The organism is Curtobacterium sp. NPDC090217, from assembly GCF_044746705.1.
Taxonomy (GTDB): domain Bacteria; phylum Actinomycetota; class Actinomycetes; order Actinomycetales; family Microbacteriaceae; genus Curtobacterium.
This window is the reverse complement of the sequence record NZ_JBIVCR010000001.1, coordinates 604,339-616,624: the sequence shown is the minus strand read 5'-3', so window position 1 is coordinate 616,624 and position 12,286 is coordinate 604,339. Positions and strand designations below refer to the sequence as shown.

Genomic DNA, 12,286 nt, shown 5'->3' with positions numbered 1-12,286 from the left:
ACAGCATTGTCCACAGTTGTCCACACGAACTTCCGGCGTGTTCCGCGATTCGTCCACAGAGTTATCCACAGGCATGTTTTGTGGGGATAACTTCGTACCCGTAGCTTGGCCCAGCGACTCGGGGATGTCGGTCGCTCGGGGTAGTACTGCCTGGACAGGCTTCGTCCGGGGCAGGTCGCAGAACAAGAGGAGACCGTGTGTCGATCGCGCATCTTGATCCCGCACCGCAGGACTACGCGGAGCGTGGTGGCATGGAGCGCACGCCGCCGCACGACCTCCTCGCCGAGCAGTCGACCATCGGCGGCATGCTCCTGTCGAAGGACGCCGTCGCCGACGTCATCGAGACCGCACGTGGCGTGGACTTCTACATCCCCAAGCACGAGGTCATCTTCGACGCGATCCTGTCGCTCTACTCCCACGGCGAGCCGACCGACGTCATCGCCGTCACCGACGAGCTGACCAAGACCGGTCTGCTGTCCCGTGCCGGTGGCGCCGAGTACCTGCACAGCGTGACGAGCATGGTGCCCACGGCCGCGAACGCCGGGTACTACGCCGGCATCGTGGCCGAGAAGGCCGTGCTCCGTCGCCTCGTCGACGCCGGGACCCGGATCGTCCAGATGGGCTACGCGTCCGAAGGTGAGGTCACCGACCTCGTCAACAGCGCCCAGGCCGAGGTCTACAACGTCGCCGGCGGCGTCCAGACCGAGGACTACGTGCCGCTCACCGACGCCATCGGTGCCGCCATCGACGAGATCGAAGCCGCCAAGGGGCGCGACGGGCAGATGACCGGTGTCCCGACCGGGTTCGCCCAGCTCGACGGCCTGACGAACGGCTTCCACCCGGGACAGCTCATCATCATCGCCGCCCGCCCCGCACTCGGGAAGTCCACGCTCGCGCTCGACCTCTGCCGCGCAGCAGCCGTCAAGCACGACCAGACCGCCGCGTTCTTCTCGCTCGAGATGGGTCGCGCCGAGATCGCGATGCGTCTGCTCTCCGCCGAGACCAGCGTTCCGCTGCAGCACATGCGCAAGGGAACCGTCGACTCCCGCGACTGGACCACCATCGCGCAGACTCGCGGGCGCATCAACGACGCCCCGTTCTACATCGACGACTCCCCCAACATGACCCTCGTCGAGATCCGCGCGAAGTGCCGCCGGCTCAAGCAGCAGCACAACCTCAAGCTCGTGGTCATCGACTACCTGCAGCTGATGACCTCCGGCAAGAAGGTCGAGTCGCGTCAGCAAGAGGTCTCCGAGTTCTCGCGAGCGCTGAAGCTCATGGCGAAGGAGCTCCAGGTCCCTGTCATCGCGCTGTCGCAGCTGAACCGTGGACCTGAGCAGCGAGCAGACAAGAAGCCGATGATCTCCGACCTGCGTGAATCGGGCTCGATCGAGCAGGACGCCGACATGGTGATCCTGCTCCACCGTGAGTCCGCTTACGAGAAGGACAACCCGCGGCAGGGCGAAGCGGACCTCATCGTGGCGAAGCACCGCAACGGGCCGACGGACACGATCACGGTGGCGTTCCACGGGATGTTCTCGCGGTTCGTGGACATGCCGCAGTAGGCGTTCGTCGGTGTCGCGGAGGCATCGTTTCTTGGTGCCGCTGCTGCGCTCGGTGCGACCGAATCCTCAACGCTGATGTCAGCATCGGCGTCGTCGCCATTGATGAGAGGGTCGTGCAGCGCCTCCGGCGACAGCGCAGACCACATCGCTCTTCCCGGGGCGAAGACTGCAAGGTAATCCGGGTCGTATCGGCGAAGGTGGCGCAACAGCGTCGGTGACACCGCACCGTCGGCTGAGTAGGGCACGAGCACGAAGCCCTCGCCGCCCCAAATACCCGTAATCACCGAGAGGGCCGCTCGCGCCCACTCTCGCCAGGAAGAGCCGGAATAGATAAGAACGGCAACGCGAGGGGGACGGTACGACGTCGTGACCTCCCGGTGCTCGAGCATCACTGCGCGACGCGTTTCAGGCGACGGAGACATGCGAATCGCTTCCCGAGTGCCTTAGACGCGGAGCCGCGGCCGCGGTCATCAGCCGGTTGCCGGCAACGCAAGAGCCGATCGAGGGGGAGATCTTGATTAGTGAGCCGCGTCGTACGCGTCGCGGACCGCCTGACTGATCCGACCTCGAGACGATACTTCGTGACCATTACTGTTCGCCCACTCCCGAATCTTTGCCAGGTCGTCCGCATTGCCACGCTTGGCTGCGCTACTGGTACGGGCGCGAGAGGTGCGGCTGACCTTTCGTGCGGCGGCGATGTAGTCCGACAGGGCCTCTCGCAGTGACTCTGCGTTCTTCTCGGTGAGGTCGATCTCGTACTCTGCACCGTCGAATGAGAATGACACCGTGCGGCCATCACCCGGTTCGATGACATCGCCGGTCAGATCATCGACAAGATGGGTCGTTACTCGCTGCGCCATTTGTTGCTGCCTTCCGCTTCATGGTTGATGCGTCGTTCATTGTGGCATGTCTGATTACTCGGTGCTGGGCGCGCTCCCGTGGGGCGACGGGTCGTCTGTCCGCCGCAACGTGCAGTCGCAGCTGCGCGCATCCTGCAGTTTCGTCAGCTCAGGAGGTGGTGAACGGCAGTGAGGAATCCGCCGCTCACGCCGAGGAGGCCAACGGCCACGAGCGCGCAACCCGATTTCGCCGCCGCAGCGGCAGGCTTGGCGGCAGCCGATCGTGCTGCATTGGGGGTCGTGCGCTCTCGTCTCGGTTGCGGCGCGGGACCCGAGTACGCCGGCGGGACGTCGTATCGGCCGGCGGGCTCGACAAGGCGCGGCATCGTGACGGGTGCGCCCTGAAGGTACGCGTTGTCGACTTCGCTGGCTTTGGCTGCCTGCAGGACAACCTCAGCAGCAAGCGCAGAGCCCTTCACTTGCGCCCATGCGGCTGCCGTGAGGCCCTTCGCGGCGTGGTGGTCGACCAGTGCGAAGAAGTGCCGTGATGACTGCGTGCTCATCTCTCCAACGCGCTGGCCACGCACCCGCACCTCGATGAACTCCCGCTGACCACCGCGGGCCTTTTCCTCGCTACCTCGATGGAGCGTGACGAGGAGCAACGAGCGATCGGCAAGCCCGGCGAACGGCGCGAGCACATCGAAGTGCTTCTCCTCACCGGTCACCTGTAAGCCTGAGCCCCAAGGCAGGATCGAATATGGCTCGTCCGGCCCCTCGTTCAGCGGCACGAAGAGGTGCGGGTCCGGCAACGCGACTCGAACGTTCGCGTGGAAGCGCGTACCGGTGCCCTCCCAGTTGTCACGAACCACACCCCACACGCGCGCGGGCACGACGGCGGTGACGCCCGATGCAGCGAGCCGATGCAATACCGGCGCGAACACTCGCGCGTCGTCACGTGTGAGGTAGCCGACGACTGCGCCACTGATGCGGACGCTGACAGCGTTCGCGTCGTAGGGGTTGTCCGGTTCGGGAATCAACGTGGCCTCGGTGTGCAGTTCCCTGTCTTGATCCTTCGTCAGACGACCAAGCAGCGGACGGATCGCGTCCTCGTACTGCGCCTCACCGGCGACTTCGTAGTTCGGCCAGGTCGCGTTCGGGACCGCGTACATCGACGTGCTCACAGACACAACATAGTGAGCGAAACCCCAGTTGCATCAACTCGTGGACGAAAATCGCTCAGGAACTGCTCTCGGCGCCTGCCCCTCGTCGGTAACGGCTCGCGCGGCGCGGCCGATTGTGACTCACACGGACCCTGCCGCCGAAGTTAGCGTCCCAGCCATTCTCCATGGAGCGGCGGGAGACGCGATCGGCCCCGCGCACGCGCTCGGCACACCGCAGCAGCCGATCGCAATGTACGCCCGATGGTGGCAGCTCGAAGCCTGGGTACGAGACCGGATCTATATGGCGCTGCGTGCGGCGTTCGGAATCGAAGGGACTGACGCCGTTCGTCGAGCAAACGACGAGAAGAGCGCGACGCTTCCTTCTCGCGCATGGCGGGCGTCGATAAAGACAACCCGCCACCCGCGCCCTGCTCGCGCTCTCTCGCGATGTTGCAGCCCAGGTACAGAGCGCGCCGCTGCGCGGCATCGGTCCCTCCTGATTGTCACGGACAGCGCCCGCAACACGCGCGGGAACGACGGCAGTGACGCCGGACGCAGCGAGCCGATGCAGTACCGGCACGAACACTCGCGCGTCGTCACGGTGAGGTAGCCGACGGCCGCACCGCTGATTCGGACGCTTACAGCGTTTGTGGGAGCCGAGTCTCAGTAGCTAAGAGGCGGACGATGAAGCGCGTCCATGCGATTGGCTTCGGGTTGCACACCAAAACGCGCACGCAGCCGCGGCAGTCGCCGCGACGAGCCACCCGACCGGAGCGCTCAACGATGTCGCGACCAGGACCACGATAGCGGTACCGATCGCGGTCCCAATTTGCGCTCCGGTGTTGACGATTCCCGCGGCAGTTCCTTCCAGCGCCCCAGGGACGGTGGTTCCTAGACCAGTTGCAGCTACCGACGCCGCAGCGAGACCGAAGCCGAGAATGGCAGCGCCGGCACCCACTCCGAACCAGGATCCGAACGTGAGAGCCAGAACGATGTTGCCGCAGCTGATCGTCGCGAGGCCGGCAGCGGCGAGGCGGTCTGGCCCGACTTTACTGGCGACGCGTCCAGCAACGGCGGAGCCCGCGATCACTGCGACGCTGAAGCTCATCAGTGTGACGCCGGATAACAACGGCGAGACGCCGAGCCGCTCCTGCAGAACGAGCGTCGCGAGCACCGAAGCCGAACTTGTGGTCGCGGTGTTGACAAAGGACTGAATGGTTCCGCGTCGAAGGTTGATTGCCTTGAATGCGGCCCTTGGCACCAAGGGAGACTCTGCGGCCCGGAAGCGCCAAACTAGGAGCCCGCCAACCGCTGCACCGACGACTAGGAGCGCAACTCCAATAAGGCGGGACTCCGCCCGTTCCAGCAGAGCAGCACCGGCAACCACGGGCATGACGGCAGTTACGAGCAGCAGCGCCCCAAGCACATCGAGCCGTCTAGGGTCGCGATCGGACGGCTGCTCGCGGATCGCGAGTAGAACTGCGATGAACAGCACGACGGACACCGGGGCATTGACCCAGAACACTGCACGCCAGCCCAAGGTCGTGGTCAGCAGGCCTCCGATGAGGAATCCGGTCGCACCCGCCATCGCTCCGACGGCGCTCCATGCGGCGAGTGCTCGGGCACGTTCGCCACCGCTAGGAGTCGCGTGGAGGATCAACCGGAGCGCGGACGGGGCGGAGATCGCGGCAGCGGCACCCTGCACGCCTCGGGCGACCAGGACCTGGGGCAGGTCCGCGGCAGTCCCGCCGATGATTGAAACCGCGCCGAAGACGGCGATACCAGTCAAGAGAATCCGCCGATGACCGTACCGGTCGCCAAGCCGTGCTCCCAGGATCAACATCGCACCGAAGAACATCGCGTAGGTCGTCGAGACAGGCCCGGCCGCGACCGATGGTGCCCCGATCCCAGTGAGGATTGCGGGGATGGCAGTCACCACGCTTGTAACGCCGAGCACATCGACGAACTGGACGAGACAGAGCACGATCACCCCTGAGCGCATACCCGAACGCTACGACATCCTGCGCCAGACGTCCTCTCCTGGCCGTCGCTTGGGTCCCTCACTACACATCGCTTACAGCCGCACTGCTCAACCTCTACATGGCCGTGGGGCTGACTTGGACAGGGGCGCTGCCTCGGGAATGGACACGGCCAGGAGGAACTTTTGAGCAATCAGGAAGTCGTTGAGCACCGTCAGCTGGCGATACCGGGCGGAAGGCGACCGTGTTACGCCGTTACAGGCGGCCTGGGATTTGTCGGGAGCCGTCTCGTTAGGCAACTCATAGCGGTGGGCGACGTTCGAATTGTAGACGTTCTTCCCGAAAGCGCCGCAGTGAGCGTGACTGAACTCGGTTGCTCGTACCACCGCGCAGACCTGCGACGCCCCGAAGAGGCGGCGGCTGCCTTCGAGGGCGTCGACATGGTGTACCACCTGGCGGGAAACGCCAGTGGCACACGATCCGTGACGGACCCGCAATTCGACTTCGACACGAATGCCTCGGCCACTTTGAACGTTTGCGCCGCCGCACTCACTGCGAGTGTGCAGCGTCTAGTCTTTCTCTCAACGGCGATGGTTTACGGGCGTCCGCGCTATACGCCGATCGGCGAAGATCATGCGACAGACCCGTTCCTGCCGTACGGAGCATCCAAGCTCTCAGCGGAGCACATCGTTCAGTCTTACCACCACTCGTACGGCCTGGACACCGTCATCGGTCGAGCGTTTACGATTTACGGGCCGGGTGAGGATCCGAAAACCGCTGGCGGTGAGGTCGGGCAGTACCTCCGCTGGCACCTCAACGGGCGCCCAGTGTTGGTTGTTGGGTCCCCCAATGACAAAACGCGCGACTTCATTCACGTCGATGATCTCGCCACCGCTCTCATCACCCTCGGTTCCGCCGGTAAGTCCGGCGAGGTCTACAACCTCGGAACAGGCGGCGAGTACAGCATGTCGGACCTCGTGAGCATGATCGCTGAGGTCAGCGGCCGAGAGGTCGAGGTTGCGGTGGATGGCACTGTGACGGACGACTCATATCGGCACGTCCCGGACGTCACGAAGCTTCAAGCGCTCGGGGTACCCGCTCCCCGACAGCTGCGCGAGGGGATACGGCAGCTCATCGAGGAGCTAGGTCCCAATCCGGAACTCCCTGGCTTGCCTACTGCGTTCCGGGCCGAAAAATTCAACGGGCAGCTCGCGCCTGTGCTTGCATCGGCAGAGCAATGACCCGAAGTACGCTTAGCAACAGCACGGGCCTCGTCGTACCCCAGCATGGCCAAGGTAGCGGATTTGACGAGGATGACGTCACCGCGGTCTTGTCCCTGATGCGTTCGAACGAACACCTCTCGAGCGGGCTACAAGTTGAAGCCTTCGAGCAAGAATTTGCCGCGATGGTCGGAGTCCGTCATGCTGTCGCAGTCACGAGCTGCACGACCGCGCTCGGCCTGGTGACACGCGTATTGGATCTGAAGGACGGCGATGAGGTAATCGCTCCTGCTCTGACGTTCCAAGCGACGATTACGGCGCTCTTGTCTACCGGTGTTAGTGTGCGATTCGCGGAGATTGATCCGAGCACACTCTGCCTAGACCCCGACAGTGTTCGGTCGCTAATTACATCACGCACGCGGGCCATCTTCACGGTGCACTATGCCGGACTTTGCGCGGGCGTCGACTCCTTGCGCCGCATAGCGGACGACCACGGAATTTCGCTCGTGGAAGACTGCGCGCATGCACTCGGGGGTTCCTTGTCGGGGCGGTCAGCGGGGGCGTGGGGCGACCTGGCATGCTGGAGCTTCCACTCTTTGAAGAACATTTCCACTCTGGGACAGGGCGGGATGGTCACGACGAATGACGAAGTCGCGGCCCACCGAATCAGAGAGATGCGCGCGATAAATCCCGACGCGCAATTCGCGCTACGGAGTGCACCGGTGCTCTTTGACACTCACGGTGATGCCAATGCGCCTCGGCCCGAGAATCATGAGAAGAACGCCTACACCCACGACTGTTTGACGGTCCGCCACGAAGGCGTAAACGCGACGATGAGCGAGGTGGCTGCAGCCGTCGGAAGAACGCAGCTCCGTAGGCTGCCCGCCCTCGCCGATCGCCGACGGCACTTCGCCTCACTGCTTGACGACGGATTGCGTGGTGTGCCCGGAGTACGGGTACTGCAGACACCTGAAGGTGCCGAGCATGCCCGGCATCTATACGCCTTTCTGCTCGACGGAGACGAGATCGATCGGGATGAGCTGGTTAGGCGATTGAGTAAGGCTGGCATTGAGGTGGTGCTTCGCTACTTCCCGTTGCACCTGCTGCCCGAATGGCGGATGCGGGGTAACGCTCTCGGACAGCTTCCGGTAACGGAACACGTATGGTTCCGCCAACTCGTGAACCTTCCTATCTCACCCCAGTTGTCCGACGAGCAGGCGGAGTACATGGTTGCTGTCGTCGCGTCGGTCCTCGAAGAGATGCGGAAAGATTGTTGAACCACTCGAGGCATCATCAGTCGGCCACCACGCGAACGCTCCCGAACGTCGCGGAGTTGCGCCAAGAACTAGAGATATTCCGCGACGAGAATAATGTTCCGGGTGTTTCGGTGTGCTTCTTCAATGAAAACGGGCCGTTAGTAGCCGCATCGTCCGGGTTCAGTTCGTCGCGGGCGGGTGCGCCCGCTATGACACCCGAGACCGTCTTTCGAATTTACTCGATAACCAAGATGATGACCGGAACAGCTGCTCTGCGGATGGCGGCCAGCGGCTTGCTGGATATTGATCGGCCTATATCAGATTACATACCAGCGGCGACCGTCGGGCCTGACGTGAACGACATTACCGCACGTATGCTCTTGAGTCATCGATCCGGCCTTGGCACCGACGCCCTAACGAGGCACGCACAAGATCGGGCGCCGAATGGGCTTTCTGTCGCGGTCGAGCATGACGTGCCAGTCCTGGAACGCGTGGCGAGCCCCGGCGACGTGTATTCGTACTCGAGCATGGGCATAAGTGTGCTCGGGCTGATCATGGAACGGCTTGGCGGCCTTCCCTTCCGCGAGCTGATGCGCCAGCTTATTATCGAGCCGCTCGCAATGGGTTCGACGTCGTACGTGCCAGAGGAAGTCGCGGCCGTCACTCATGCGCGGCATCATCTTGTCGATCGTGCCGGACGGCTTCGCCCAGGGCACGACGCGCGTCTCGGAACCCGTTACGAGACATCATCTAGGTGCTGGTCCACGCCAAGCGATGTCGCCAGGTTCGGTGCGGAGCATCTTTCTGCGGCGCGCGGGAACGGACCTGTAGGAGAGACGCTGAGATCAATGCACCTCGTCGAGGCCGAAATCGGCCTCGACGTCGCAACCAACTACGGTCTCACGTGCTATCGAACCGACCTTGAAGACGGCGGTATCCTGCTCGGCCACGAAGGATTTTTTGGGGGTATGTGGGCGAAGCTGGTGATGGATCCTAGACAAAATATTGGGCTGGTATGGATGGACAACCGCGGCGATGAAATTCGCGATGCCCGGTACGCAGTCATGCGTCGGATGTGCGGAATGCCCGGAGAGCCGATGAGGGCGTCGGGGCGGTCGCAGGCGACCGGAGCTCCTCCTGTTGGGTTGTGGAGCCGGCCGGGCGTCGGCGCGCTGCGCATCAAGAGTGAAGGATCGGCGCTGGCTGTCACGGAGGGCAGCAGGACCGTCCGCCTGTCGATGCTCGGACCGGACCGATGGGTCTCGGTCTCCGAAGAGCGATCCATAGCCGCCCCCTGGGCACCACATGCCACGAGTACGCATGTGGCCCTTGGGGTCGTCCGCGGTGCCGAGGGACTTCCGCGTTACGTGCAGCTAAACGGAGTCCCCTACTCGAGGACCGAAGGAAGCACGAGCGCGACATGAGCGACCTCAATTCGACCGCCAGGCGCCGGACCGGCGCAGTCGTTGAAAGCAACAACCAAGTGGTAGCGCCACGGGAGGCTCGATACCTGTCGTGCTACACGGCAGCTATAGCCTGCGCGCTCGGCCTCATCAAGGGACCCAGAAAGGACTGGAGGGTGGCCGTCGGTGAGAAGGTCGGCCTTCAGGTCAGGTTTGAGAACGACCTGATCGTATTTCGGCATCACCGCACAAGCCTTCGAAGTCTTTTCCCGGAGACACCGCGTCGCCAGGGCACCGACAGTTTCGCTGAGGCTCGTCAGTACTTTGCGGATCTCGTTCAGGCTGGAGGATGCGTCATCGTGGTCGGCGATGCTGGCCGGCTCCCGTGGAGTGTCCGCCGCGGCCGTGAAAGTGCCCCGCACTGGTTTGTTATCGACGGAGTGCGTGCGGGCGAGTGGCACGTCGTCGATTGGTTTAGCTCCGTCGACGAGCACGGCGAGCAGTCCCCCTGGTCCGGTTGGGTTGCGGCAGACGCGGAGATTGCCATGGCGCCTCAACTTGACCGGGTTCAGGTTCTCAGGGAGCGATATGCCTGGTCGGATCCCGACGGTGATCCGGATTTAGATGGTGTTTCCGGTCACGTTCATCAATTCTTCGGTCTGCGTCTCCCGGCCTCAACGCATGGCCCCTCACCACAGTCGGCTTACACGGGCCCAGTAGCGACGGATCGAGGAGCACATGCCTGGCAGTCGGGTGCCGAGGCAGTCGCAGCGCTTGCTGCACGATTCGACGAACTTTGCACCGCAGGCGACTTCACTGAGGCCGACGACATCTGGGTTGCGGCGCGTCACCGTAGCCTGAAATCTTCTGCCCTCGATCTGGTTCCGGGCGTAACTGGTCAGAGGCGTACAGCTGCTGATTCTGCGGCTCGGGCCTGGGCCGACCTGCCGAAAATCATTAGGTACGCAGAGTTGTCGGCCCGCCGGGGCCGAGTTCGAGTCGGACCCTTGCGCGAGGCGTTCGGCCGCGTCGTCGAGGCAGAATACGCCGAGGAAGCGCTTCTAATGAACAGAAGTCAACCAGTCAACAATTTGCTGATCAATGGAGGCACACGTGACTCTGACTCGTGAAGAGATCAAGACGACCGTCACCGCAGCACTCGTAGAAGGAGCCGGCGTACGGACTCAGAAGGACATTCAACTGGACACCCTTCTCCTTGAGGGCGGTTTGTCCCTATCATCGCTCAGTTTCATGGAGCTACTCATTCACCTTGAGGACCGATTGGGAGTCGATCTTGAGGATGGTGTTGTGATGGCCGCGGACCTTCGCACTGTACGGGACTTGGTTGAGCTAGTTGAACGGGCGGTTGAAGAGGAATCGCAATGAGTGATCGTTGGTACAACGCGCTCGCAGGGCGCTCGATCGGGTTTCCTACCGAGGATCAGAACGAGCGGTCATCGGCGGGAGCGTCTCGACGCGCAAAAAGAGACGGTAGCGATCGTCTCAAAATCAACACGCCGAAAGCGCTGGTGCGCCAAAATCTTCCGCTCGAAACTTGGATTCAGATTCCGGATTCCATACGCGCGGCGTATCGGGAGTGGAGGCCTACGCCGCTCCTACGCGCCCACCGCCTTGAAGCGGATATTGGTGCTACTTCGCCGTTGTACTTCAAGGACGAGACAAGGAACATCGCGGGGTCACACAAGTATCTGACGGCGCTAGCTCAGGCGTACTATCACGCGCAAAGCGGTGCGACGGCGCTTGTCACCTCTACAGCGGCGGGGCAGTGGGGCACCGCTGTTGCTGCTGCAGCGCAGCGCTTTGGCCTGCGCTGCCGCATCTATATGGTTCCTGGCAGCTATTACGGCAAGCCTGGTCGTCGCGTCGCGATGGAGATGTTGGGAGCGGAGGTACTGCCAGCTCCTCCAGATTCGGCCGGCCGCACTTCTTTATCGGCCGCGATGACGCACGCGGTGCAGGAAGCCGCGTCTTCTGAGGACCTCCGCTGGGTGCTAGGCGGCAGCGAGCCGTTCGCTATTCTCCACACGACAACCATTGGAATCGAGGCCGTTGAGCAGCTTAAGGCTGCAGAGGGACCGGAAGCCGTGGAGCGCGCCGTGTTGATCGGTTATTTGGGTGGCGGGAAGAATCTGCTCGGTCTAGGGTTGCCGTTCTGGGAAGAGGGGTCGTCGACTTCAATCAGGTCGATTGAATCGACTGCTTACCCTCTTCTGACCAGAGGGGCCTACCGTTTCGACGAGACCGACGATTCGGGATCTAGCCCTCGTGCGGCCATGTATACGCTCGGATACGACCATGTGGGTAGTCAGATCCAAGCCGAGGGCATGCGGTACCACGCAGCACCACGGCTGGTGAGCGAACTTCTCCGTCGCGGCGACATTCAGGCTGCGGCCTACGACGAGCCGGAAGTATTTGAGAGCGCGCGGCGGTTCTTCCGAAGCGAGGGTGTCCTACCGTCCGCGGAGTCAGCTTACGCGGTACACGATGCGTGCCTACAGGCGACCGATGAGGTGAACAGAGGGCGTCCAGTCGTTTTCTGCTTGTCCGATCATGGCTACTACGACGCCAATGCCTACCGTGCTTGGCTGGACGGTGAACTCGCACCGAGAGTAAGTGCTTTACCATCTCGACGTCCTGCTGTAGCGTCTACAGTGTAGACCGGATCGTCTACGGCGTCGTCATAGTAGGCCCGCAGTGATCCGTACGGCGCGAAGGTGCTCGCCGCCCGGTGCCGTTGGTGAATCCTAACAGGCTGCTCAAGGGGGAGTGCGTGCAGATCTACGCGGTTTATGAAAGTGTCTCGGCGCGGGTGAGTAACGTCGATGAATTCTGACGGGGGCCAG

The 12,286-nt window shown here is 62.9% G+C and carries 10 protein-coding genes; 7 read left to right on the top strand and 3 right to left on the bottom strand.

Going from position 1 to position 12,286, the window contains the following annotated elements; all coding sequences use genetic code 11:
- Positions 1–197: 197 nt before the first annotated feature.
- Entirely contained in the window at positions 198–1,565 is a 1,368-nt protein-coding gene (dnaB, locus tag ACIPJ2_RS03160; protein WP_281266276.1) for a replicative DNA helicase, read from the top strand.
- Between the two features lie 518 nt (positions 1,566–2,083).
- On the opposite strand, the gene ACIPJ2_RS03155 is transcribed toward dnaB, so the two are convergent.
- The 3 genes from ACIPJ2_RS03155 to ACIPJ2_RS03145 all read right to left on the bottom strand — a co-directional run bounded on the left by ACIPJ2_RS03155 (position 2,084) and on the right by ACIPJ2_RS03145 (position 5,566).
- Positions 2,084–2,425 carry an Lsr2 family protein gene (locus ACIPJ2_RS03155; RefSeq protein ID WP_402727528.1) on the bottom strand — a complete coding sequence of 114 codons (342 nt, stop codon included), beginning with the start codon at positions 2,423–2,425 and terminating at the stop codon, positions 2,084–2,086.
- A gap of 143 nt (positions 2,426–2,568) precedes the next feature.
- Entirely contained in the window at positions 2,569–3,585 is a 1,017-nt protein-coding gene (locus ACIPJ2_RS03150) for an HIRAN domain-containing protein (protein ID WP_402727527.1), read from the bottom strand.
- A gap of 649 nt (positions 3,586–4,234) precedes the next feature.
- The gene (locus ACIPJ2_RS03145; RefSeq protein WP_402727526.1) at positions 4,235–5,566 is read right to left on the bottom strand and encodes an MFS transporter; all 1,332 of its coding nucleotides are present in this window, start codon (positions 5,564–5,566) and stop codon (positions 4,235–4,237) included.
- 162 nt (positions 5,567–5,728) lie between these two features.
- Here ACIPJ2_RS03145 and ACIPJ2_RS03140 point away from each other — a divergent pair, with 162 nt between their 5' ends.
- Genes ACIPJ2_RS03140 through ACIPJ2_RS03115 form a run of 6 tightly spaced genes read left to right on the top strand, consistent with a single transcriptional unit; the run spans position 5,729 to position 12,100 of the window.
- Positions 5,729–6,784 (top strand): NAD-dependent epimerase/dehydratase family protein, encoded by a 1,056-nt coding sequence (locus ACIPJ2_RS03140; protein ID WP_402727525.1) that lies wholly within the window; start codon positions 5,729–5,731, stop codon positions 6,782–6,784.
- Positions 6,781–8,040, top strand: coding sequence for a DegT/DnrJ/EryC1/StrS family aminotransferase (locus ACIPJ2_RS03135; protein WP_402727524.1), 1,260 nt, complete (start codon positions 6,781–6,783; stop codon positions 8,038–8,040). Before ACIPJ2_RS03140 ends, ACIPJ2_RS03135 begins: the two co-directional genes overlap by 4 nt.
- Positions 7,926–9,443 carry a serine hydrolase domain-containing protein gene (locus ACIPJ2_RS03130; protein WP_402727523.1) on the top strand — a complete coding sequence of 506 codons (1,518 nt, stop codon included), beginning with the start codon at positions 7,926–7,928 and terminating at the stop codon, positions 9,441–9,443. Before ACIPJ2_RS03135 ends, ACIPJ2_RS03130 begins: the two co-directional genes overlap by 115 nt.
- On the top strand, positions 9,440–10,552 hold the full coding sequence (locus ACIPJ2_RS03125; protein ID WP_402727522.1) for a hypothetical protein: 1,113 nt from the start codon (positions 9,440–9,442) through the stop codon (positions 10,550–10,552). Before ACIPJ2_RS03130 ends, ACIPJ2_RS03125 begins: the two co-directional genes overlap by 4 nt.
- A complete protein-coding gene (locus tag ACIPJ2_RS03120; RefSeq protein WP_402727521.1) occupies positions 10,536–10,808 on the top strand; it encodes a phosphopantetheine-binding protein in 273 nt (90 codons plus the stop codon). The genes ACIPJ2_RS03125 and ACIPJ2_RS03120 overlap by 17 nt, the downstream gene beginning before the upstream one ends.
- Complete coding sequence (locus ACIPJ2_RS03115; protein WP_402727520.1) at positions 10,805–12,100, top strand: TrpB-like pyridoxal phosphate-dependent enzyme; 1,296 nt, start codon at positions 10,805–10,807, stop codon at positions 12,098–12,100. Before ACIPJ2_RS03120 ends, ACIPJ2_RS03115 begins: the two co-directional genes overlap by 4 nt.
- Positions 12,101–12,286 lie beyond the last annotated feature (186 nt).